This is a genomic window from Myceligenerans halotolerans (genome assembly GCF_054782975.1).
Map to the genome: position 1 here is coordinate 115187 of NZ_BAAGRL010000012.1, position 22422 is coordinate 137608.

Sequence of the window (22422 nt, forward strand, 5' to 3'; positions counted from 1 at the left end):
CGCCGCTGCTTCACCCGTGAGCCGGCCCGCCCCGCTGCCGGGCCATGCTGCGGCTCGGCAGCAGGCAGGGCAGGTCAGCCCAGGAAGACGTGCGCGCAGGTCATCTGCGAGCCGTACGACGTGTTCTCGCTGATGCACGCAATGGCGCCCCGCGTGAACCCGGCGTTGAGGATGTTCGCGCGATGGCCCTCGGAGTTCATCCAGCCGTCGGCGGCCTCCGCCGGGCTCCAGCCGCCGCGGGCGAGGTTTTCCCCGACCGTGGAGGTGGGGCAGCGATCGAAGATCGGCTCCAGCGGAGCGTGCGCCAGGTCCATCCCGCGGAGCGCCTCCGCGCGTTCGAGCGCCTCGGCGTAGGCGCAGTCGTCGTGCGCCAGCGCCGTCACCCCGTGAGCCTCCCGGCGCTCGTTCACCTCGGCCTCCAGAGCCCGGGCGTACTGCACCGCGTCGCTGAGGTCGGGTTCGGCGGCCGAACCGTCGTCGTCGCCCCCGGTGCCGTCGCCCGAGTTCCCGCCGGCTCCGGCGTCGTCCCCGGCCGTGTCGCCACCCGTGTCCGACGACGCCCCGTCGTCCCCGTCCTCCGGTGACGTCTTCTCCGGCGCGGGCTGTACGTCGACCGTGCCGGACTCGACGGCATCGACGGCCGACGTTCCGTCCCCGTCGGCGGAGCGGTTCTCCACGACGGGCTCGTTCTCCGGGCCGGGCCCGGGTTCCGCATCGGACGCGGAGCCGGCCGCGACCGCGTTCTGCACGGGCTCGGTCGCCTCACCGAGTTGCCATCGGCTCGCCTCGAACGCGGCCTCACCCGGACCCGGGTTGAGCGTCACGGAGCAGGCGGACAGCGTCAGCGTCGCCGCCACGGCGAGCACGGGGGCGAGTAGCCGGGTGGTGGGCGGGCGGGCAGCGCGCGCCGGATCCTGGGTGTTCGGGCGTCGTGCCATGGGAGACCTCTTCGTGTCGCGGCGCTCGTAGCGTCGAGCGTTCTGGGGTGATATGTCAAGCCGCGATCCTGGCTGTTCGTGCGTGACGGTCCGCCGGCCGAGCCTGCTGAGGAGGCGGGCCGAGACCGTACCGGGCTTTCCTGCGAGCGAACGGGCTGGGAGAATCCGTCCGTCGCGGGCCGTGCGCCCGGTTCAGCGGAACTGCATCGAGCGAGGGCGGAGCTTGCCGGTGTCGGAGGGGGGTTGCGAGCCTGCGGGCCCGCCGCCGAATCCGGCCTGCGCACCCGTCAGGTTGCTGTGGCCGACCCGGAGCGCCTCGGCGGTCGCGGCCAGCGTCGGGGAGGGGCGGGAGTTCTCGCGCTCCCGGCTCTCCTTCAGACGCTGCTCGAACTCGGCCTGGGCGCGGAGCTCGGACTCCGTCGGCCAGAGGCCGACGACGAGCACCAGCAGCAGCGTGACCACGGAGACAGCCATGACGAGCGGCACCAGCAGCTCGCCCGTCGAGACCCCGTTCGGGATCGCGTCGGTGCCGCCCGACAGGCGGACGCCCATCATGCCGGTGTAGTGCATGCCGGTCACGGCGATGCCCATGACGACGGTGGCGACGATGGTCGCGACAGCGCCGCGGATGTGCGTGGTGCACCAGAGCGCGGCGGTGGCCGCGACGATGGCGATGACCACCGAGGCGATGACGTAACCGCCGTTGAACGTCATCGTGGCGTTCATCTCCATGGCCGCCATGCCCATGTAGTGCATGGTGGCGACGCCGGAGCCGGTGAGGAACCCGCCGATCACCATGCCGGGCAGGCGCTGCCCGCCGATCTGGTTCACGAAGAGCCCCATGCCGACGACGACGATGGCGACGCCCGCGCTGAGGAGCGTGAGCGGGATGTCGTAGCGGACGGTCACGCCCTGCGGGACGAAGCCGAGCATTGCGACGAAATGCATGACCCAGATGCCGGTGCCGCCGATGGCGATGGCACCGAGACTCAGCCACACGACACGGGCGAAGCCGCTGGCCGCCCGGGATCGCGACGTGCAGGACAGGCCCACGGCGCAGCCTGTGCACGACAGCAGGAACGCCAGGACGGGTGTGATGAGCCCGTAGGCGAAGTGGTCGGTGATTGACATGTTCAGTTATTGGCCTCTCGGAGTCTCCTCGTAGCGGCCGTCCGTCTGGGAGACAGACGCAGGCCCTGCGGCTGCGCAGGGCCCCCTGCTCGGCCCGTGTTCCGGGGGGGGTGGGCCGTTATCGCAACGTTACCGAGTTTGGACCGAACGGACAATAGGGAACAGGCTACATCTTATCGAAACCTTTCACCACAAAGCCGTAAAGCTACGGAGTGGTGTGATCAGTCGGATAGATGTGTCTGTTCGCCCTTTCCCCGGCACAACATCGGCGGAAGTGCGGCACGCTACCGCACTCCCGCCGTTGTTCCCATCACAGTTGCTATGCGGCTGCGAACAGGTGCTTCGCGAGGTCCTCCGGGAGGTCGAGCACGGTCTCCGAGCCGTCGGCGCCGACCGTGTAGACGCCGCCGTCCAGGGAGATCGTGATACGTGCGCCCGGCATGATGCCGGCCTCGGCGAGACGGGCGAGCAGCTCCACGTCCGTCTGCAACGGCTCCGCGATCCGCGCCAGCGTGACCGACGACGGCGCCGGCGCCCCCTGCTTCGCCGCGGTCTCGAACAGCGTGGGCAGCGCTGCCACGCCCTCGAGGTAGCGCGGCTCGGCGAAGTTCTCGCCGAGCTCGGCCAGGCCGGGGATCGGGTTGCCGTACGGGTCGACGTGCGGGTGGTCGAGCAGGCCGATCAGGCGCTCCTCCACCAGTTCGCTCATCACGTGCTCCCACCGGCAGGCCTCGACGTGCACGTGCTCCCAGTCGAGCTTGATGACGTCGGTGAGCAGCCGCTCGGCCAGGCGGTGCTTGCGCATCACGCGCCGCGCCTTGTCGTGTCCGGTCTCGGTGAGCTCGAGGTGGCGGTCGCCGGTGACGACCACCAGGCCGTCCCGCTCCATCCGCGCGACCGTCTGCGACACCGTGGGCCCGGAGTGCCCCAGCCGTTCGGCGATTCGCGCGCGCAGCGGCGTGATGCCCTCCTCGTCCAGCTCGTAGATCGTCTTGAGGTACATCTCGGTGGTGTCGATCAGGTCGGTCACGTCAACTCCATGTTCTCTGCGCAGCCCCGGACCAAGCCTATCCGTGAACGCGGAACGTCCCGGGGTGGTGCCGGTGCCGTCCGCGCCATCTCCTGGCGTTCCGCTCCAGGGGCGTGCTGTGATTGCCGCCGCCGGGCTCAGCCGACGCGAAGCCTCGTACCTCGGCTCCGGCCGTCTTCGCTACCGGTGATCCGGCGACGGCTTGTTTCCTCGGCCCGCACCCTGCGCTGCACGCCACGTCGATGTCGGTCTCCCGAACTACAGTTCAGGTATGGCCCTGACGATCCCCGCTGACCTGCTCCCCGCCGACGGACGGTTCGGCTCCGGCCCCTCCAAGGTGCGCGACGGGCAGCTCCGCCGCCTCCTCGACACGCCGACCGTGCTGGGCACGTCCCACCGCCGGCCGCCGGTCAAGGATCTCGTGGGCCGGATCCGCCGGGGCGTCACCGAGCTGCTCGGTGCTCCGGACGGGTACGAGGTGGTGCTCGGCAACGGCGGGTCCACGGCCTTCTGGGACGTCGCGACGCTGTGTCTCGTGAAGCGCCGCGCGCAGCACGCATCGTTCGGTGAGTTCGGCGGCAAGTTCGCCCGTGCGACGTCGCGCGCCCCGTTCCTGGAGGACTCGCAGGTGATCGAGGCGGAGCCGGGCACGGTCGCCCACCTCGCCGCCGCCGTCGGCGTCGACACGTACGCCACCCCGCACAACGAGACGTCCACGGGCGCCATGGCGCCGGTCCGCCGCGTCGCGGGGGCCGCTCAAGGCGCCCTGCTGCTCACGGACGCGACCTCCGGCGCGGGAGCGCTGCCCGTGGACCTGGCGGAGACCGACGCGTACTACTTCGCGCCGCAGAAGGCGTTCGGGTCCGACGGCGGTCTCTGGCTGGCGGTCCTCTCGCCCGCGGCCGTGGAGCGGGCCGCCCGGGTGGAGGCGGGCGGGCGCTGGATCCCGGAGTTCCTCTCCCTGACGACGGCGGTCGAGAACTCCCGCAAGGACCAGACACTGAACACGCCCGCCGTCGCGACGCTGGTCATGCTCGCCGACCAGGTGGACTGGATGCTCGGCAACGGCGGCCTGGACTGGGCGGCGAAGCGCTGCGCGACCTCGGCTCAGTACCTCTACGACTGGGCGGAGGCGCGCGACTGGGCCTCGCCCTTCGTGGTGCGGCCCGAGGAGCGGTCCACCGTGGTGGGCACGATCGACCTGGCCGACGGCATCGACGCCGGCGAGGTCATCGCGGCCTTGGGGGAGAACGGGATCCAGGATGTCTTCGCCTACCGCAAGCTGGGGCGCAACCAGCTGCGCGTGGGGATGTATCCCGCCGTCGACCCCGAGGACGTCGCGGCCCTCACCGCCTGCGTGGATCACGTGGTGGAGCGGCTCTGACCGGGGCAGCCAGGTGGGGTTGGTGGGGCTGCGGACATGTGGGATCTATCACGATAGTGGTCCGTGAGGGCTATTTCCGTTGCCATAACGTGACATGGCAGCTAACCCTGCGGTACGTTCAGCTCGCTCGACGGCTCAGCGCCGACGGGCCTCCGGACGGACGCCGAACCCTGTCACCGGCCGGGGAAACCCACGAACCGTATGACAGGGGCGGGGGACCCATTTTCGGGCGCCAGGGCGCGTCCTTGGGGTGAAGCGGCGCTGACTCAGCTCGGCGCGGCCGGGTGTGCTCCTACCCGAACCCGACAGCTGACCTCGTAGGCGGCCTGGAGATACTCGTGACCGCACGTACTGCCGCTGGACGCCATCGCGCCGCGCGCCGACCAGTGACCCCGCTCACCGATCTCGTGCAGAACTCCCAGCTCGGCCGCCGGACCGCTGTCGCGGCAGCCGCGGGCGGGATCCTTGTCTCGACCTTCGGCGCCGCCGCCGCGCAGGCCGCACCGGGCGAGACCGTGAAGAGCGACGTCAGCAAGCTCGGCTCGCTCAACCTGAGCGCCCTCTCCAGCGAGGCCCACCAGGTCGTCGATGCCGCCCCGGTGGTCACCGTCGCCCGCGACGCCAAGATGGCCGCCGAGACCGGCGTCGTCTCCGTGACGCCCGCTTCGGAGAACGAGGAGTACCAGGCACAGCTCGCCGCCGAGGAGGCGGCCGAGGAAGCCGCCGCTGCGGCCGCGGCTGCCGAGGAAGCCGCCGCGGAGGTGGCCTCGGCCGCGACGTCGGCGCCGGCCTCCGCGAACGGCTCCGAGATCATCTCGATCGCGTCGCGCTACGTCGGCACGCCCTACGTGTCCGGTGGCTCAAGCCCCAGCGGGTTCGACTGCTCGGGCTTCACCTCGTACGTCTACGCGCAGGTGGGTATCTCGCTGCCGCGCTCGTCGTCGGCCCAGGCCGCCGGCGGCACGCGGGTGGCCGCCTCGGCCGCTGTGGCGGGCGACCTGGTCTACGCCCCCGGTCACGTCGGCATCTACGCGGGCGGCAACACCATGATCGACGCCCCGAAGCCGGGCGACACCGTGCAGTTCCGCACGATCTGGATGAGCAACCCGATCTTCATCCGGTACTGATCCCTCCGCCGCGAGCCGAGCCGGGACCCCGTGTCCTGGCTCGGCTTTCGTGTGTCTGCGATAGCGTTGGACTGCGACGACGCACGCTCCGACGAGGAGGACGCAGATGGCTCGACCCGAGGTCGTGCTGGTAGGGGTCGACGGGTCCGCCGCCAGCATGCACGCACTCGACTGGGCGGTGGGCTGGGCCGACAGGGTCGGCTGGTCCCTGCACCTCGTGAGCAGCTACACGCTCCCCTCCTTCACCGCCGCGTCGCTCGACGGCGGCTACGCCGCGTTCGACGACACCTCGATGGCCGAGGGCGCGAAGGCGGTCCTCGACGAGGCCGAGGAGCGCGCCGTCGCGGCGGGGGCACGGGTCACGACATCGGTCGCCACGGGTGACGCGGCGGGTGTGCTCGTGGAACTGTCCACGGACTACGGCCTCGCCGTGGTGGGCACGCGCGGACGGGGCGGGTTCACGGAGCGGCTGCTCGGCACGGTGTCGTCCGCGCTGCCCGCCCACGCCCACTGCCCGGTCGTCGTGGTGCCGCTGACGTCGGCGAAGCGGGACATGTGGCACCGTGGCGTGGCCGACGAGCCCGTGGGTGCGGCGGCCGGTGAACCCCGGACGGGCGCCGGGGCGGACGAGGTCGGGCCCGGCGGGGCGACCGGGCCCGGCGGGCGGCCCGAGGTGCGGCGGATCGTCGTCGGCGTGGACGGGTCGCCGCAGGCCGAGGCCGCGCTCACGAAGGCGATCGAGCAGGCACAGGCGTGGGGCGCGGAGCTCTCGGCCGTCGCCGGGGTGCCGGTGGGGTCCGGGGCGGGACTGCTGGCGTGGCTGCCGTCGAACATCGACCACGAGCAGGTTCTCGCCGACGTCTCCGCAGGGCTCGACGCGATCATCGACAAGCACGAGGCGCTGCATCCCGGGATGCGGATCCGCCGGATCGTGCTCGACGGCACGGGGGCGGAGCTGCTCACCGAGTTCTCCACGGCGGCGGACCTGATCGTGGTGGGATCGCGGGGCCGCGGTGGCTTCAGCGGTCTGCTGCTCGGCTCGACGAGCCAGGCCGTCCTCCACCACAGCGCGTGCCCCGTCCTGGTGGTCAACCGCCACTGCCACGACGAAGGACGAAGCGGGTCGTGAGTGAGATCGTGATGTTGGTTTCGTCGTTCCGCGCGTAGGGTTTCTGGGGTGACCACTACGACGTCGTCCCCGAACGCCGCCGCGCTCACCGCGGCCCTTCCCGAGCTGCGTGAGGCCTACGCGGCGCTCCAGGCCAAGGGCCTGAAGCTCGACCTCACCCGCGGCAAGCCGTCCGCCGAGCAGCTCGACCTGTCGAACCCGATGCTGACGCTGCCGGGGGACCGCTCCCGTGCCGAGTCCGGCACGGACGTGCGCAACTACGGCGGCCTCGACGGGCTGCCCGAGCTGCGCGCGATGTTCGCAGAGCTCCTGGACGTCCCGGTGGAACAGCTGCTGGCCGGCGGCAACGCGTCACTGACCATGATGTACGACACCGTCGCCTGGGCGATGCTGTTCGGGTTCCCCGAGTCGCCGGCGCCGTGGGCGCGCGAGGAGACCGTGCGCTGGATCTGCGGGGTCCCCGGGTACGACCGCCACTTCGCCGTGTGCGAGGAACTCGGGATCGAGATGATCACGGTTCCGATGACCGAGGCCGGGCCCGACGTCGAGGCGGTGCGGGAGCTCGTCGCCGGCGACCCCACGATCAAGGGCATGTGGGTGGTCCCGACCTACTCGAACCCCGACGGTTCCGTGGTGTCCGACGACGTCGCGCGCGCCCTGGTCGAGATGCCTGCCGCCGCGCCCGACTTCCGCATCTTCTGGGACAACGCCTACGCGCTGCACCACCTGACCGACACCGAGACGCGGACCGCCCCCGCGATCCAGCTCGCCGCCGCGGCCGGCAACCCGGACCGCGTCATCATGTACGCCTCGACGTCCAAGATCACCTGGGCCGGGGCGGGCGTGGCGTTCCTCGCCTCGTCGCCGGCGAACGTGGCCTGGTACAAGAAGCACCTCGCGAAGGCGTCCATCGGACCGGACAAGGTCAACCACCTGCGGCACGCCATGTTCTTCGGATCCTCCGACGGCGTGCGGGAGCACATGCGCGCCCACCGCGAGATCCTCGCGCCCAAGTTCGAGGCCGTCACCGCGATCCTGGCCGAACGGCTCGGCGAGTACGGCGTGGGGGAATGGACCGACCCGCGAGGCGGGTACTTCGTGTCGCTCGACGTGCTGCCGGGGACGGCCGCGCGCGTCGTGGAGCTGGCGAAGGAGGCCGGGATCGCGCTGACCCCGGCCGGGGCGACCTTTCCCTACGGCAAGGACCCGGAGGACAAGAACATCCGGCTCGCGCCCACGATGCCGCCGCTGGACGAGGTGACGGCGGCCATGGACGGTGTCGCTACGTGCGTGCTGCTGGCTGCTGCCGAGGCGCTGGCGGTGTAGTTCCGCGGAGGGACTTGAGGGAGAGTTCCAGGATCTCCATCGCGTGGTCGAGTTCCGGGCGGGCTATGGAGAGTGGTGGGGAGAAGCGGAGCGTGGTGCCGTGCGTCTCTCGGGTCAGGACGCCGCGCTCCAGGAGCTCCTCCGAGAGGGCTCGCGCCGGGTCGTCCCGGCCCGGGACGAGGGCCGGGTCGATGTCCACGCCCGCCCAGAGGCCTGCCGTGCGGAAGCCGGTCAGCAAGCCCTCGTCCGTGAGGCGCTGGAGGTGCTCGCGGAGCTCTTCGCCGAGCTGCGTGGCCCGGGCCTGGTACTGACCGGGTTCCAGAAGGTCCAGGACGGCGATGCCGATCGCGCAGGCCAGGGGATTGCCGCCGAACGTCGAGCCGTGCGTGCCCGGCGTGAGGACCTCCAGGACGTCGCGCCGTCCGACCACCGCCGAGGCAGGGACGATGCCGCCGCCCAGGGCCTTGCCGAGGAGGGCGAGGTCGGGCTTCGTGTTCCACAGCTCGCACGCCAGGATGTGGCCGGTGCGTCCCAGGCCGGACTGGATCTCGTCGGCCACGAGGACGACGTCGCGCTGGTCGGCCAGTTCGCGCAGGCGCGGCCAGAAGTCGTCCGGCGGCACGATGACGCCGGCCTCGCCCTGGACGGGCTCCATGAGAATGGCGACCGTTGCCTCGTCGATGGCGTCGGCGACCGCATCGGCATCACCGAACGGGACCGTGCGGAATCCCGGGGCGAACGGGCCGAAGCCGCCACGCGCGGCGGGCTTGTCCGACAGTCCGGAGAGCGTCGTCGTGCGGCCGTGGAAGTTCCCGGAGGCGACCACGATGTTCGCCTGGTCCGCGGGGACGCCCTTGACGTCGTAACCCCACTTGCGCACGGCCTTGATCGCCGTCTCGACCGCCTCGGCGCCGGTGTTCATCGGCACCACGAGGCTCTCCCGGTCGCCCGCCGTCAGCGGCCCGACGACGTCCGCCACCCGGCGGGCGAACGGCTCCAGGAGCTCGTGCCCGACCGCACGCGAGGTCAGCGTCAGGTGCTTGAGCTGACCGATCGCCGCCGACACCAGCGCCTGGTGCAGGTGACCGAAGTTGAGCGCCGAGTACCCGGCGAGGAAATCCAGGTACGCGTCACCGTCGACGTCCCAGACGTAGACGCCCTGCGCACGAGAGACCGTGAGGGGGAGCGGGTCGTAGTTCGGGGCCAGCGCCGACCCCTCGACTGTGTGACGCGGTTCTGCCATGAGACGAGGGTAATAACGCAGTCCGGAACTTCGCTTGCGGGGGCAGGTGTCACTCCTCCGGCGGCGACTGCGGTGCCTGCTCCAGCTCGTGACGCCGCTTGCTCCTCAGGCCGAAACGCATCGCGCCGCCGAGCCGCGTCGTGTCGCCCGGCTTCCGGGCGGGCTTCCGGACCGGCGTGTTGTCGATCACGCGCGGGAAGTGGTCCGGCGGCGGGCCGAACGCGATCCGGGACTGGGAGATCACCGTGTGTCCCAGGGCGCGCGCACCGAACCAGCCGACCACCGCGCCGATCCCGAAGGGCAGGATGCGCCCGAGGACCAGGCTGCCCTGCTTGGCCAGCTGGCGCTGCACGAACTTGTGGGTGAGAGCCTTGTTGACCCGGGTCAGTGTGGTGCGGGGCATGCTCGTGAGCAGCACCTTCCCCCAGGCCACGCCCGAGCCTCCGACCGCGTTCTCCACGTCCTGGGCGCCCTTGTCCCCCAGCACGGTCGCCAGCAGCAGGGCACGGCGGCGCGGGACATCCTCCGTGGCGATGCCGTGCACGTCCGCGACGGCCAGCGAGAACGCCGCCGACGACGCGAAGAACGTGGCCACGTCGCTCGTGGACAGCGCGGCGCTGGTCGCGGTGCCGACGGCGGGGATGGCGGCGGCGGCGCCCACCGCGCCGCCCGTGGTCTCGATGACCCGCAGGTACTCCTTCTCCAGGAGGGTGATGATCTCCGCCGGGGAGGCATACGGGTTTCGTGCGCGCATCTTGTCGACGTGCCGGTGGATCGCCGCGGACGGCACCGTCACTGCCTTGTCGATCAGATGATCGAGCGGGCTGCTGGGCTTGTAGTTCACCCAGTCCGCGGGCGTGACCTCGATGGAGTTGTCCGGCTTGAGCACCTCACTGCCGGGAACGCCGGTGTTCTGGGGGCTCTGGGGGCGGTCCGTCTGCTGCTCGTCCTTGGCCATGCAATCCTCTCGGCAGGTGTCTGGGACGCGGTCCGGGGGCGCCGAGGCTCAGCTGTCCTGCTGACCGGGCTGGTTGAACTGGGCGGGCGGCACCTCGGCGCCGGCCGTGAGCGTGCGGCCCACCGTGCAGGCCTTTTCGATGGCGCGCCGGGCGATCGTGACGAGCTTCTCGCGGGCGGCGTCGTCGAGGTCGCTCAGGTCGATCTCGAACTTCTCCGTGAGGGTCGGGTAGCGGTCCTCGGCCATGTCCTTGGGGTCCTCCACGCGGATGGTGGCCGCGTAGTCGTCCCCGAGGCGGCGCGCGAACGCGCGGTCGCTGCTCATCCCGGCGCACGCCGCGAGTGCGATCTTCAGGAGCTCACCGGGCGTGAAGACGGCACCGGCGCCCGCCGGACCGATCTCGACGCGGGCGCCGCGCTCCGAGAAACCCGTGTACGTGCGCACGCCGTTCCGTTCCACCCACAGGGCGTCGGTGGGGGACGGGGTCACGGGGGCGTCGTCGGTGGTCTGGTCGATCGTCTCGCTCATGGGTCTGATCCTTCCATCTGTGACTGACATCGCGTGCAGACGTCGCTGGGTAGGCCGGTGTCGCCGGGTAGGCCGGCCCGGCCGACGGTTCTGCAGGCACACCCGGCGGCGACCCGGCAGTGCGCCATGCCGGGCCGGCAGCGACCCGACGGTGCGCCGCCGGCCGGGCGGCGGCGGCGCGATTACGCGACGTGTTCCCCGTGCAACGTGGCGTGCGGCCGACGCGTTCCCGGTCGATGATCACTCCTATGAGCGATAGGGAGAAGGCCGCGGGAGCCGGAGGAGCCGCGGAGGGAGCGGGCGGCGTGGGCGACGCCGAAGTGGCGGGGCGCGCCGGTCCGCCGTCGTCGGACAAGAACTGGCGCGACTGGCGTGGCTGGGTCAGGCGGCTGCTGATGGCGGCCGGAGCGATCCTCGTGCTGTGGCTGACGTACCAGTTCCTCGCCGCGTTCCTGCCGCGCTGGTGGGCGCAGACGATCGGCAACGCCGTGGACGGCTCGTTCGCGGCCGGGTCCTGGTGGGGCTTCGTGATCGGGGCGGTCTTCACGGCCGTGCCCGTGGTCCTGCTGGCGCTCGCCGTCTGGCCGGGGAGGCGTGCGATGCCGGCCCGGGCCGCGCTCCTGGTGCTCGCGCTGGTGTGCGCGGCCCCGAACCTGCTGACCTTGTCCGTGGTGCTGGGGACGACGAATGCCTCGCACGCGGGCGAACGCATCATGGACGTGGACGCACCGGCGTTCCGCGGGGCATCACTGGTCGGCGCGCTGATCGGCGGGATTCTGGCGCTCGGGCTGTCGGGTCTGATCGCCTGGTTCCGACTCCGCGGCAGGCGCCTCAAGGAGATGCGGAGTTCCGGCCCGGCGCAGTGACGGCGGCTGCCGCCCGGGGCCCGGGATACTGCGGCAGGAAGTGTGGGACATGAGGCTGCTTACGCCTCAAGGGCCTTCGGCGCAAGCAAGCTCATGCCGCGCAAGCGTCCCCGGTTACCCTTGGCGGCGTCGTCTCCGGGGGCCGCATTCTCAGGGGACCGCATCAGGGGAGGTTTTGTGGCTGTCATTCGGATCACTTCGCGCAATGCCCGGTTCCAGGTGTTGCAGACGCTGCTCAGCAACCGGACCAAGCGGCACCGCGCGGGGGAGTTCATCGTCCAGGGCGTGCGCCCGATCTCGATGGCGATCGAATTCGGGTGGGAGATCCGCGCGCTGCTGTACGACGGCGAACGGTCCTTGTCGTCGTGGGCGCAGGATCTGCTCAGGACGGTCCGGACGGCGGAGCAGATCGCGATGTCGCCCGACCTCCTCGCGGAACTGGGCGAGAAGAGCGACGGCGCCGTCGAGATCCTCGCCGTGGTGGCGATGCGGCCGGACGACCTGGAGCGCATCCCGGTAGGCCGCGACTTCCTCGGGGTCGTGTTCGACCGGCCGACGCAGCCCGGCAACATCGGGTCGATCATCCGCTCCGCCGACGCGTTCGGTGCGCACGGCGTCATCACGACCGGCCACGCCGCGGACGCGTACGACCCGAAGTCGGTCCGGGCGTCGACCGGCTCGTTCTTCGCCATGCCGGTGGTCCGGGCGGCATCTCCCCGGGACGTGGCCGGATGGGTGGCGGCGCAACGGTCGGCCGGCGTTCCGGTGGTCGTCGTCGCGACCGACGAGCACGGAGACGCGGACGTGTCCGAGTTCGACCTGGCACAGCCCGTCCTGCTCCTGGTCGGCAACGAGACCACAGGCCTGTCGAACGCCTGGCGCGAGCTCGCGGACGCGACGGTCGGCATCCCGATGGCAGGCTCCGCCAGCTCCCTGAACGCGGCCAACGCCGCGTCGGTCGTGCTGTACGAGGCACGGCGTCAGCGGCTCTCGCGCCGCGTCCGCTGAAGCGGCGGCCGTGCGGCCGGGCGCCGGGTAGCCCGCGTGAACTGCGCACGGCAGGCACACGTCGACGTCTTGAGGACACGCGTGAGCGCCGTGGGTGGAACCTCCCGCGAGGGTCGTTAGGGTGGGCCGCATGAACGCGACCCCCACCCCGTACGAGGACCTCCTGTGCGACGTGCTCGCCGCCGGTACGCACAAGAGCGACCGCACGGGGACCGGGACGCGGAGCGTCTTCGGGCGGCAGATCCGGTACGACCTCTCCCAGGGGTTCCCGCTGATCACCACCAAGAAGGTGCACTTCAAGTCCGTCGTCCACGAACTGCTGTGGTTCCTCCGCGGCGAGTCCAACGTGCGCTGGCTGCAGGAGCGCGGCGTCACGATCTGGGACGCGTGGGCCGACGAGAACGGCGACCTCGGTCCCGTCTACGGCGTGCAGTGGCGTTCCTGGCCCACGCCGTCGGGCGAACAGATCGACCAGATCGCGAAGGTGATCGAGCAGATCCGCACCAACCCGGACTCACGGCGGCACATCGTCACCGCCTGGAACCCGGCCGAGGTCGACAGCATGGCCCTGCCGCCCTGCCACGCGATGTTCCAGTTCTACGTCGCCGACGGAAAGCTCAGCTGCCAGCTCTACCAGCGCTCGGCGGACCTGTTCCTCGGCGTCCCCTTCAACATCGCCTCCTACGCCCTGCTCACCCACATGGTCGCCGCGCAGACCGGACTCGAGGCCGGCGACTTCGTCTGGACCGGCGGCGACTGCCACATCTACGACAACCACGTCGAACAGGTCACCACGCAGCTCACGCGCGACCCTTACCCCTACCCGACGCTCCGCCTCGCACCCCGCGACTCGATCTCCGACTACGAGTACGCGGACATCGAAGTCCTCGGCTACGTCTCCCACCCGGGCATCAAGGCCCCGATCGCGATCTGACCATGACGAAATCATCGTGCCCGACGGCGGTCGTGGGCGGGCCCGGCCCCCGACAGCTCCGAAGCCCCGTGGGCAGCTCTCCCCGAGCCATCGACAGCAGGCGGCAACCATGATCGGCCTCATCTGGGCACAGGCGCGAGACGCGGCCGGGCGGCCAGTCATCGGCGCGGCCGGAACGATCCCGTGGCACATCCCGGAGGACTTCGCGCACTTCAAGGCGACGACGTCCGGACACCCCGTCGTGATGGGCCGCCTCACCTGGGAATCACTCCCGAAGAGACCCCTGCCGCGCCGCACCAACGTGGTGATCTCCAGCCTCGGCGCCGTCATCGGCATGGCATCCGTACCCACGCCCGGCGAGGGCGCGACCACCCCGCCCACGATCGTGGAGGTGGCAGGGTCGCTCGAGGAGGCGCTGGCGCTCGCGGCCGAGGCCCCCGGAGGGGACGAGGTCTGGGTGATGGGCGGCGCGCGCCTCTACGCCGAGGCGATCGGCATCGCCGACCGGCTGGAGGTCACCGAGGTGGACCTGACGGTCGAGGGCGACACCTACGCTCCGGCGATCGACCCGACCGCCTGGCGGGAGGCCTCGGCGACGGGCTGGACGACATCGACGTCCGGCACGCGATTCCGGCACCGTGCGCATCTGCGCGCCTGATGGCGGGCGAGCGCCGGATCGTGCCGCGTCCGACGACGGTTCTGCTCTCCATCGCAGTCGTCCTCGGAGGGCTCGGCAGCCGTGCCGTGCTGCCCGACGTGCTGGGCGGACCGATCGGCGACGCGCTCTACGCGACGTTGGTGGTGCTGGTGGTCCTGCTGGTGCGGCCGCGCACCTCCTCGGCCGTCGCAGCCCTCACCGGGTTCGCGATCTGCCTGGCGATCGAGCTGATTCAGCTCACCGGGATTCCGGTCGCGGTCGCGGAGCGGTTCCCTCCGGCGCGGCTCGTGCTCGGTACCACCTTCTGGGCCCCGGACCTCCTGTGCTACGCGGTCGGCGCCGCCCTCGGCGGGGTGCTGGGCCGGGTCGCCGCGGACGACGAGCAGCCCCAGCACCAGCACGACGGCGGAGCTTGGAGGCAGCCTATCCAAGATCAGACATAATGGCCCGAACAGTCGGGGACTCTATTGGCCCGCTCACCCCGGCTGGTAGGCGGCGTGGAACGTCCAGGCCGGGTCCGCGGTCTCGCAGAAGGCTTGGGCCTGGACGGCCAGCGTGGTGTCCGGCGCCCAGGCGAGGCGGAGCCGCCAGGTGGCCAGGTCCTCGCCATGGATCGCGCAGCGGAGGTCCAGAGTGTCGGGGCCTGGACGGCCGGCGGTGATGACGGCGGGATCCCCGAAGATCCGGGTCCAGACGGGTCGGTCGAAGCGGAACTCGATGTTCCAGTCCAGAGTGTCGAACCGCCGAACCGTGTCGGGTTCGGGCGCCGCACGCAGGCGGCCTCCGCCGTCGTCGAGCGACACGAGAAGCTCGGCCGGTCCGGGTCCGTCCACGACGTTCCGATAGGTCCCGCCGGTCGGCGGGACGGTCGAGGCGTCATGCCACGGCGCAGGCCAGTCGAGTCTGACGACGGCATGGGGCGCGCCGGGCATCATAGCGGCGTCGATCTCGGTGGCGAGTGGGTCCACCAGAATATCCATGACGTCGTCGAGCAGGCGTGGACTGCCGCTCTCGCATGCCTGGGCATCGGCGGTGACGACGACGGCGAGACCCCGGGCGGGGTCGCCGTACACGATCTGGCCGCCGAGGCCGAACATCAGCCAGCCGCCCCGGTCCGGGAGCCACGTCTGGTAGCCGTAGTCGGCGCGCATCGTTCCTCCCCAGGTCAGCTGGGTTGTGTCGGCTTGCGGGCGGGTCGCATCGTGGAGGTAGTCCGCCGGGATCAGGCGGGCGCCGTCGTGCATGCCGTCGTCGAGCAGGAGGTGGGCGAGGCGGAGGAGGTCGCGTGGCGTGCAGATCAGGCCCGAGCCGCCGTGGGAGATTCCCTCGGGACCCGGGAGGAACCTGAGGTCTGCGCTCACGCCGATCGGGTCGAACAGCCGGGGCCGCAGGTAGTCCGCGAGGGGGACGCCCGCGAGGCGTTCCACGAGTGCCGCGAGCGTGTAGGCGGCGGAGGTGTCGTAAGTGAACAGCGTGCCCGGTGGGTGCGTGGGCGGCACGCGGAAGTACGACTTCAGCCAGTCGCGCGAGGTCAGCTTGTACGTCGTGGACCGGTGCGGGCCGCGCATGGCGAGCATGTGCCGGATCGTCGTGGCCTCGAGCCACGGGTGCACCGGCGCCATCTTGGGGAAGTGCCGGATGATCGGGTCGTCGAGGGCGAGCGCGCCCTCGGCCGCCAGGAGCCCGACCGCGAGGCCCGTCACCGTCTTCGACACCGAGTACATGCGCTGCGGCTCGTACGGACCGCGCGGCGCGCAGGTAGCGCTGGCGACGAGTTCCCCGCCGACACTCACCTCGACGGTGTGGAGGGCGATGTCGAGGGTGGCTGTGCGTCGCGCCAGTCGGTCGATGGCTTCGGCGGCGGTGCCGGCCAACAGCGGCCGATCGGACTGGAGATCCATCGGCCGTGATCCTACCGGGTCATTTCTTGGCGGTGACCTCGGCCCGCATGCCCGGCCCGTGGACGCCGTCGAACCGCATGCGCAGCCTGGAGGACGCCGTCGGCCCGCGACCGCGCTCCGGGTCAGTCGGCCTCCGCGTGGGCGATGTGGCCCAGGGAGCGCCAGATCAGGACGAGCGTGATCCCGGCCCCCACGAATCCGAACCAGAACGGGGCGGTCAGCCCCCACTGCTCGGCGATCACCCCGCCCAGGGCGTTGCCGATCAGGATGCCGCCGAAGACGGCCACCATGTTCAGCGCGCCCACCCGGCCCTGCAGTTCCATCGGGGTGGCTCGTTGCCGGACGGCGTTCGAGATGGCCCCCCACAGGAACGAGTACGCACCGAACACGAACATCGCGGCGAAGGCTCCCCAGGCCGTCGTGTTGAGGGCGAGCGCCAGGTGCCAGAGGACCTCGCAGCTCAGCACCACGCGCATGATCGTGGCGAACGGGAACCGCCGCTGGAGCTTGTCGAACATGGTGGTGCTGAGCAGGCCACCGACGGCCATCGTGGTCGTCAGCAGGCCGAACTCCAGCTGGCTCATGCCCAGGTGCTCCGTCGCGTAGAGCACGAGGACGCCGATCGGCGCGGCGTACGTGATGTTGAACGCGAGGATCGTGAGCATCAGGGTGCGCACGGCGGGGGCGCGCCACACCCAGCGCAGCCCGTCGGCGATGTCCTGGCGGATGTGCGTACCGACGTCGTCGCGCACGGGGCCGTGAGGCGTCACGACCTGCGCGACCAGCACGATCGCGAGGGCGACCGCCACCGCCTGGACCAGGAACGGCCACACCATGCCGGCCGCGAACAGGAACGCGCCCAGGGGCGGGCCCGCGAGCTGGTTGGCCGTGAGGAAGCCCGCCTGGAGCCGCGCGTGCCCGACCGCCAGGTCCTTCTTGTCCACCAGCATCGGCATGAGCGTCTGGCTCGTGGTGTCGGCGAACACCTCGGCGATGCCGAGGGCGAGCATGACGGCCAGGACAAGTGTGATATTCACTACATCTGTGACGATGAAGGCGCCCAGAGCGGCGATCACGAGCACCCGCAGCGCGTCCGCGACGATCACGAGCCGACGGCGGTCGACCCGGTCCGCGATGGCTCCCGCCCAGAGCCCGAACAGCAGCCACGGCAGCTTGTTGAGCAGGGCCGCGAGGGCGACGAGGAAGGGTGAGCTGGTCTGGGACGCGACGAGGAGCGGCCCGGCGGCCATCGCGATCCCGTCGCCGATGTTGCTCACCCAGGAAGAACCGACCAGCCACCTGAACGACCGTCCCATACGTTCTGGGAAGACGGCCTCGACGAGTTTGCTCACGAGGACGGGAGTCTAGGCGGGAAGCGCCGCGGCGGGCAGCTGATTTCCTGGTCACGAGCCCGCTCGGAAACGCGCGACAGCACGGCGCCAGGGCAGGGGAGCGATGGCACATCATGCGTTTGCGCAGGTGGCGAACGAACATGGACGATCGTCCAAAGTTGTGTTGACGCACGACCCGATCGGGTGCAGACTTCTGGGCAGACGGTGCGCATCGCCCGCCCCCTGCGCGGTGCGCACCGTCATACCCCATCGGGCTCCGGCCCGATCGTGACGCCCCTTCGGACCCCCTGCCGGAGGGGCGTCACGCGCATCCGGACCCGGCCCGGCGCCGCCACGGCAGGTGACGTGCCGACTCCGGTGCCGACTCGCGTTCAGCGGGGTGTGCCGTCCGCTCAGGTCCAGGCCGCCGGGTCGGCCAGCACGCCGCGCAGCACCTCGTGCGCGCCACCTGTGAGCGCGGCCTGTGCCCCGGCACTCGCCGCGCGAACCTCCAGGTTCACGAACGGCGCCGCGAGCACCCGCTCGGCCAGGACGGCCTCGACCTCCGGCCGCAGCCACGGCAGCAGGTCCGTGTAGATCCCGCCGAGCACCACGGTGTGCACATCCACCAGGTTCACGAAGTCGGCCAGCGCCGAGCCCAGCGCCCGCCCGGCCCGCCGGACGGCGGCGTGTGCGGCGGCCGGCCCGCCCGCGTCGGCGGCGGCCGTCGTCGGGCTCGGCCCGCCGAGCAGGGTCAGCAGGTCGGCGAGCGGGGCGTCGGCCGGGAGGCCGGCGGCGGTCGCCAGGGCCTCCTTGCCGGCGAACTGTTCGAGGCAGCCGCGTGCCCCGCAGGAGCAGCGCGGCCCCGCAGGGTCGACGACGACGTGCCCCACCTCGCCGTTCCAGCCGCGCTCCCCGAGGAACAACTCGCGTCCGACGACGATCGCCGCGCCGATGCCGACATCGCCAGAGACGTACAGGAACGAGTCCGGGACGCCGCCTCCGCCGCCCGGGACGCTGCCGCCCGGGCCGCCGCCGAGAACGGCGCGAACGTCGTCGCCGGGTTCTGGAGCACCGTCGTCGCCGTCCCCGCCCGGGCGACCCACCGGACGGCCCGCCCCGCCCGCGCCCGGGCCACCGAGCTCGGCGAGTGCGGCGAGCTTCGCCTCGTTCGCGATCTCGACGGGTAGGCCGGCGACGCCGAGCAGCGGTATGGGCTCGACGGAGGACCAGCCGAGGTTGGGGGCGACGTCGAGGACGCCGGCGCGGGCGTCGACGAGGCCGGGCAGGGCGAGGCGGGCGCCGGCGAGCCGCATGCCGCCGTCGTGCAGCTTGCCGGCGATGCCGCGTGCGATCCGGCCGAGCTCGCCGAGCACCTCGGCGGGGTCGCTGTCGTGTAACGAACCCGGTGCCACGCGTTCCGCGACGACCGCGCCGGTGAGGTCGATCGCGCGGGCGCCGAGATAGTCGACGTTCACCTCGAGCCCGAGGCCGAGGACGGAACGCCCGGCGGGCACGAGCGGCACGGCCGGCCGGCCGGCGCGGCCGTCGGCGACGGCGGGCAGCTCGCGCAGCAGGCGTGCCCCGATGAGCTGGTCGATCAGGGTGGAGACGGTCGCGCGGGTGAGGCCGGTCATCGCGGCGACGCCCGCCCGGGACGGTGGTTCCGTGGCCTCGAAGACCGCGCGTGCGACGAGTCCGAGGTTGCGCTCGCGCAGGGTGTGCTGGCGGGAGGCCGTCGTCGTCGTGGTCACGCCTTGACTGTAGCCGAGTCCTCGGTGGATAGTTCATCCGTACAACAAATAGGCTCGCGGCGTCGCAGGGACGCAGCGCCATGCGCGCGAGCCGAACTCGACGAGGAGATCCACGTGAGCGACATCAAGTACTCCTTCGGCCTGTGGACCATCGGCTGGAACGCTCAGGACCCGTTCGGTGCCGCGACCCGTCCGGCACTCGACCCGGCCGAGTCCATCCGCAAGCTCGCCGACCTCGGCGCGTGGGGTTTCACGTTCCACGACAACGACGTGTTCCCGTTCGACGCCGACGAATCGGCCCGGCAGACGCACATCGACTCGGTGAAGAAGGCCGCCGAGGAGACCGGCATGGTCTGCGAGATGGTCACCACCAACACCTTCGCGCACCCGGTCTTCAAGGACGGTGCGTTCACCTCGAACAACCGCCAGGTGCGCCGCTTCGGCCTGCGCAAGGTGCTGAAGAACGTCGACCTCGCCGCCGAGATGGGCGCCTCCACCTTCGTCATGTGGGGCGGCCGCGAGGGCACCGAGTACGACAACTCGAAGGACCTGGCCTCGGCCCACGCCCGCTACGCGGAGGGCATCGACACCGTCGCCGCCTACATCAAGTCCCAGGGCTACGGCCTGAGGATCGGCCTGGAGCCCAAGCCGAACGAGCCGCGCGGCGACATCTTCCTGCCCACCATCGGCCACGCCATCGCGCTGATCGACACGCTCGACAACGCCGACATCGTGGGCCTCAACCCGGAGACGGGCCACGAGCAGATGGCGGGCCTCAACTACACGCACGGCCTCGCGCTCGCGCTGTACTGCGGCAAGCTGTTCCACATCGACCTGAACGGCCAGCACGGCCCGAAGTACGACCAGGACCTGGTGTTCGGGCACGGCGACCTGCTGTCGGCGTTCTTCACCGCCGACCTGCTGGAGAACGGCTTCCCGAACGGAGGCCCGCGCTACGAGGGCCCGCGCCACTTCGACTACAAGCCGTCGCGCACGGAGCACCTGGACGGCGTGTGGGAGTCGGCCAAGGCGAACATGGCCACCTACGACCTGCTCGCGGCGAAGGCCGCGGAGTACCGGGCCGACCCCGAGGTCCAGGCCGCGTTCGAGCACGCCGGCATCTTCGAGCTCGGCGAGCCCACCCTGGCCGAGGGCGAGACCATCGAACAGTTCCTCGCGAGCGACGAGAAGTACGACGTCGACGCCCTGGCGGAGCGCGACTACGGCTTGGTCAAGCTCCACCAGCTCGCCCTGCAGCACCTGATCGGCTGAAGCGGCCGGGCTCCCGGCCTGATCTCCCCGCGAGGCTCCTCGCAAGCCTGGGCCTGGGCCTGGGCCTGGGCCTGGGCCTGGGCCCGGGCTTGGGCCGGCGCCGTGGTCGTGCGTTGTGCGTGTGGTCGGTCAATCACTTGACCGACCACACGCAAAACCCCCGACCATACCGACCTGACCTGGCCTCACCACGCCGGCCGACCCGGCCTGACCACGCCGGCCCGGACCGGCAGCAAGCCAGAAGTACCCCGTCCGTCGTCGTTCACCGTGCACATCGCACTGTCCGCAAGAACCTGGAGCACCGATGCCCCTCGTCGCCGGCGTGGACACGTCCACGCAGTCCTGCAAGATCGTCGTCCGCGATGCCGCCACCGGGGAGCTGGTCCGCTCCGGCTCCGCCAAGCACCCGGACGGCACCGAAGTCCACCCCGACCACTGGTGGACCGCGTTCACCCAGGCAGCCGAGGTCGCCGGCGGCCTGGCCGACGTCGCCGCGATCGCCGTCGGCGGCCAGCAGCACGGCATGGTCGTGCTCGACGCCGAGGGCCGGGTGATCCGCGAAGCGCTCCTGTGGAACGACACCCGGTCCGCCGACGCCGCCGAGGCGCTGATCGCCGAGCTCGGCGACGGCGACCGTGCCTCCGGGGCGCAGCGGTGGGCCGACGCCGTCGGCTCCGTGCTGGTCGCGTCCCTGACCGTCACCAAGCTCCGCTGGCTGCGCGACGCCGAGCCGGACAACGCCGCGAAGGTCGCCGCCGTCACGCTCCCGCACGACTGGCTGTCCTGGCGCATCGCCGGCTACGGGCCGGCGGGAGACCCGACAGCCCCGCTGGGGCCGCGGCTCGACATGCTCTTCACCGACCGGTCCGACGCGTCCGGCACGGGCTACTACGACGCGCAGGGCACCCCGGACGACGCCCGGGACGCGGCTGCCCGGCAGGACGCCGCCGGCCGGAACCCCGCCGGCCGGAACCCCGCGACCGGCCAGGGCATCTACCGCCCCGACCTGCTCCGCATGGCTCTCGGCCGCGACGACGTCGTGCTGCCGCGCGTGCTCGGACCCGCCGAGTCCGGCGGCGTCGCGTACCCGTCCGTGGCGGGAGCCGACGTCGACGGCGGCGCCCTCATCGGCCCCGGCGCCGGCGACAACGCGGGCGCGGCCCTGGGCGTCGGCATGACACCGGGTGACGTCGCGATCTCGATCGGCACGTCGGGCGTCGTGTCCGCGGTGGCGCCGCGGCGCACCGCCGACGGGTCCGGCGCGATCAACGGCTTCGCCGACGCCGCCGGCAACGCCCTGATGCTCGCCGTCACCCTCAACGCGGCACGCGTGCTCGACGCCGCGCGCGAGGTGCTCGGCGTCGACGTCGACGAGCTCGCGTCGCTCGCGCTGCAGGCTCCCGCGGGCTCCGACGGCCTGGTCCTCGTCCCCTACCTGGAGGGCGAGCGCACCCCCAACCGGCCCGACGCCACCGGGACGCTGCACGGCATCCGCCTGGCGACGTCGACGCGTGCGCACCTCGCGCGCGCCTACGTCGAGGGCATGCTGTGCGGGCTCGCGGACGGCCTCGACTCCCTGCGGGCGCAGGGCGTGCCCGTGGAGCGGGTCATGCTGATCGGCGGCGCGGCCCAGTCGCCGGCCGTGCAGGAGATCGCCCCGCAGGTCTTCGGCCTGCCGATCACCGTCCCGGAGCCCGGCGAATACGTCGCCGACGGCGCCGCGCGGCAGGCAGCGTGGGTGCTCGTGGCGGCGGGCCGGACAGGCTCGGGGCCGACGACGGCCGGCGCGGCGGCGGTCGCGCCCCCGGCGTGGTCGACGACGGTCTCGACCACCCTGGAGGCGGATCCCCGCCCGGTGGTCCGCGAGCAGTACGCGAAGGTCAGGGACCTGGTCTGAAGGGGGA

Annotated in this window: 20 protein-coding genes and 1 riboswitch; of the genes, 11 read left to right on the forward strand and 9 right to left on the reverse strand. The window is 71.6% G+C overall.

Annotated elements, in window-relative coordinates; genetic code table 11:
- Positions 1–74: 74 nt before the first annotated feature.
- From ACYVK5_RS09680 to ACYVK5_RS09690, 3 genes are all read right to left on the reverse strand, one after another.
- Entirely contained in the window at positions 75–938 is an 864-nt protein-coding gene (locus tag ACYVK5_RS09680) for a CAP domain-containing protein (RefSeq protein WP_460704264.1), read from the reverse strand.
- Between the two features lie 192 nt (positions 939–1130).
- Entirely contained in the window at positions 1131–2069 is a 939-nt protein-coding gene (locus ACYVK5_RS09685; protein WP_460704266.1) for an MHYT domain-containing protein, read from the reverse strand.
- A gap of 319 nt (positions 2070–2388) precedes the next feature.
- Entirely contained in the window at positions 2389–3099 is a 711-nt protein-coding gene (locus tag ACYVK5_RS09690; RefSeq protein WP_460704268.1) for a metal-dependent transcriptional regulator, read from the reverse strand.
- A gap of 271 nt (positions 3100–3370) precedes the next feature.
- Here ACYVK5_RS09690 and serC point away from each other — a divergent pair, with 271 nt between their 5' ends.
- The 4 genes from serC to ACYVK5_RS09710 all read left to right on the forward strand — a co-directional run bounded on the left by serC (position 3371) and on the right by ACYVK5_RS09710 (position 8065).
- Positions 3371–4483 (forward strand): phosphoserine transaminase, encoded by a 1113-nt coding sequence (gene serC, locus ACYVK5_RS09695; RefSeq protein WP_460704270.1) that lies wholly within the window; start codon positions 3371–3373, stop codon positions 4481–4483.
- A 151-nt stretch (positions 4484–4634) separates the two neighbouring features.
- Positions 4635–4822, forward strand: a riboswitch (cyclic di-AMP (ydaO/yuaA leader).
- Complete coding sequence (locus tag ACYVK5_RS09700) at positions 4822–5610, forward strand: C40 family peptidase (protein WP_460704272.1); 789 nt, start codon at positions 4822–4824, stop codon at positions 5608–5610. It overlaps the preceding riboswitch by 1 nt.
- Before the next feature lie 106 nt (positions 5611–5716).
- On the forward strand, positions 5717–6739 hold the full coding sequence (locus ACYVK5_RS09705; protein WP_460704274.1) for a universal stress protein: 1023 nt from the start codon (positions 5717–5719) through the stop codon (positions 6737–6739).
- A 48-nt stretch (positions 6740–6787) separates the two neighbouring features.
- Positions 6788–8065: an aminotransferase class I/II-fold pyridoxal phosphate-dependent enzyme gene (locus ACYVK5_RS09710; protein WP_460704276.1), complete on the forward strand. Its 1278-nt coding sequence runs from the start codon at positions 6788–6790 to the stop codon at positions 8063–8065.
- Here the strand turns inward: ACYVK5_RS09710 and rocD are convergent.
- The 3 genes from rocD to ACYVK5_RS09725 are packed head-to-tail and all read right to left on the reverse strand — an operon-like array spanning position 8022 to position 10794.
- Positions 8022–9308, reverse strand: coding sequence for an ornithine--oxo-acid transaminase (rocD, locus tag ACYVK5_RS09715; protein WP_460704278.1), 1287 nt, complete (start codon positions 9306–9308; stop codon positions 8022–8024). The genes ACYVK5_RS09710 and rocD overlap by 44 nt on opposite strands.
- 49 nt (positions 9309–9357) lie before the next feature.
- Positions 9358–10266: a hypothetical protein gene (locus ACYVK5_RS09720; protein ID WP_460704280.1), complete on the reverse strand. Its 909-nt coding sequence runs from the start codon at positions 10264–10266 to the stop codon at positions 9358–9360.
- Between the two features lie 48 nt (positions 10267–10314).
- Entirely contained in the window at positions 10315–10794 is a 480-nt protein-coding gene (locus ACYVK5_RS09725; RefSeq protein WP_460704282.1) for an OsmC family protein, read from the reverse strand.
- A gap of 248 nt (positions 10795–11042) precedes the next feature.
- Between ACYVK5_RS09725 and ACYVK5_RS09730 the strand changes: the two genes are divergently transcribed.
- The 5 genes from ACYVK5_RS09730 to ACYVK5_RS09750 all read left to right on the forward strand — a co-directional run bounded on the left by ACYVK5_RS09730 (position 11043) and on the right by ACYVK5_RS09750 (position 14703).
- Positions 11043–11660 carry a hypothetical protein gene (locus tag ACYVK5_RS09730; protein WP_460704284.1) on the forward strand — a complete coding sequence of 206 codons (618 nt, stop codon included), beginning with the start codon at positions 11043–11045 and terminating at the stop codon, positions 11658–11660.
- 177 nt (positions 11661–11837) lie between these two features.
- The gene (locus ACYVK5_RS09735; RefSeq protein WP_460704286.1) at positions 11838–12668 is read left to right on the forward strand and encodes a TrmH family RNA methyltransferase; all 831 of its coding nucleotides are present in this window, start codon (positions 11838–11840) and stop codon (positions 12666–12668) included.
- Between the two features lie 130 nt (positions 12669–12798).
- A complete protein-coding gene (locus tag ACYVK5_RS09740; protein ID WP_460704288.1) occupies positions 12799–13602 on the forward strand; it encodes a thymidylate synthase in 804 nt (267 codons plus the stop codon).
- Positions 13603–13711: 109 nt separating this feature from the next.
- A complete protein-coding gene (locus ACYVK5_RS09745) occupies positions 13712–14260 on the forward strand; it encodes a dihydrofolate reductase (protein ID WP_460704290.1) in 549 nt (182 codons plus the stop codon).
- Complete coding sequence (locus ACYVK5_RS09750) at positions 14260–14703, forward strand: ribosomal maturation YjgA family protein (RefSeq protein WP_460704292.1); 444 nt, start codon at positions 14260–14262, stop codon at positions 14701–14703. Before ACYVK5_RS09745 ends, ACYVK5_RS09750 begins: the two co-directional genes overlap by 1 nt.
- Positions 14704–14736: 33 nt before the next feature.
- Here ACYVK5_RS09750 and ACYVK5_RS09755 read toward each other — a convergent pair whose 3' ends face one another.
- The 3 genes from ACYVK5_RS09755 to ACYVK5_RS09765 all read right to left on the reverse strand — a co-directional run bounded on the left by ACYVK5_RS09755 (position 14737) and on the right by ACYVK5_RS09765 (position 19246).
- Positions 14737–16161: a serine hydrolase domain-containing protein gene (locus ACYVK5_RS09755; protein ID WP_460704294.1), complete on the reverse strand. Its 1425-nt coding sequence runs from the start codon at positions 16159–16161 to the stop codon at positions 14737–14739.
- A 122-nt stretch (positions 16162–16283) separates the two neighbouring features.
- Complete coding sequence (locus tag ACYVK5_RS09760; RefSeq protein ID WP_460704296.1) at positions 16284–17513, reverse strand: MFS transporter; 1230 nt, start codon at positions 17511–17513, stop codon at positions 16284–16286.
- Positions 17514–17905: 392 nt separating this feature from the next.
- Positions 17906–19246: an ROK family transcriptional regulator gene (locus ACYVK5_RS09765; RefSeq protein WP_460704298.1), complete on the reverse strand. Its 1341-nt coding sequence runs from the start codon at positions 19244–19246 to the stop codon at positions 17906–17908.
- A 114-nt stretch (positions 19247–19360) separates the two neighbouring features.
- Here ACYVK5_RS09765 and xylA point away from each other — a divergent pair, with 114 nt between their 5' ends.
- Positions 19361–20518: a xylose isomerase gene (gene xylA / locus ACYVK5_RS09770; RefSeq protein WP_460704300.1), complete on the forward strand. Its 1158-nt coding sequence runs from the start codon at positions 19361–19363 to the stop codon at positions 20516–20518.
- A 304-nt stretch (positions 20519–20822) separates the two neighbouring features.
- Positions 20823–22415 (forward strand): xylulokinase, encoded by a 1593-nt coding sequence (locus tag ACYVK5_RS09775; protein ID WP_460704303.1) that lies wholly within the window; start codon positions 20823–20825, stop codon positions 22413–22415.
- Positions 22416–22422: the final 7 nt, after the last annotated feature.

Excerpts from the sequence above, each read along its gene's own strand:
- ACYVK5_RS09680 (WP_460704264.1), bottom strand. The coding sequence starts at position 938 with ATGGCACGACGCCCGAACACCCAGGATCCGGCGCGCGCTGCCCGCCCG.
- ACYVK5_RS09685 (WP_460704266.1), bottom strand. The coding sequence starts at position 2,069 with ATGTCAATCACCGACCACTTCGCCTACGGGCTCATCACACCCGTCCTG.
- serC (WP_460704270.1), top strand. The coding sequence starts at position 3,371 with ATGGCCCTGACGATCCCCGCTGACCTGCTCCCCGCCGACGGACGGTTC.
- ACYVK5_RS09705 (WP_460704274.1), top strand. The coding sequence starts at position 5,717 with ATGGCTCGACCCGAGGTCGTGCTGGTAGGGGTCGACGGGTCCGCCGCC.
- rocD (WP_460704278.1), bottom strand. The coding sequence starts at position 9,308 with ATGGCAGAACCGCGTCACACAGTCGAGGGGTCGGCGCTGGCCCCGAAC.
- ACYVK5_RS09720 (WP_460704280.1), bottom strand. The coding sequence starts at position 10,266 with ATGGCCAAGGACGAGCAGCAGACGGACCGCCCCCAGAGCCCCCAGAAC.
- ACYVK5_RS09725 (WP_460704282.1), bottom strand. The coding sequence starts at position 10,794 with ATGAGCGAGACGATCGACCAGACCACCGACGACGCCCCCGTGACCCCG.
- ACYVK5_RS09730 (WP_460704284.1), top strand. The coding sequence starts at position 11,043 with ATGAGCGATAGGGAGAAGGCCGCGGGAGCCGGAGGAGCCGCGGAGGGA.
- ACYVK5_RS09740 (WP_460704288.1), top strand. The coding sequence starts at position 12,799 with ATGAACGCGACCCCCACCCCGTACGAGGACCTCCTGTGCGACGTGCTC.
- ACYVK5_RS09745 (WP_460704290.1), top strand. The coding sequence starts at position 13,712 with ATGATCGGCCTCATCTGGGCACAGGCGCGAGACGCGGCCGGGCGGCCA.
- ACYVK5_RS09750 (WP_460704292.1), top strand. The coding sequence starts at position 14,260 with ATGGCGGGCGAGCGCCGGATCGTGCCGCGTCCGACGACGGTTCTGCTC.
- ACYVK5_RS09755 (WP_460704294.1), bottom strand. The coding sequence starts at position 16,161 with ATGGATCTCCAGTCCGATCGGCCGCTGTTGGCCGGCACCGCCGCCGAA.
- ACYVK5_RS09775 (WP_460704303.1), top strand. The coding sequence starts at position 20,823 with ATGCCCCTCGTCGCCGGCGTGGACACGTCCACGCAGTCCTGCAAGATC.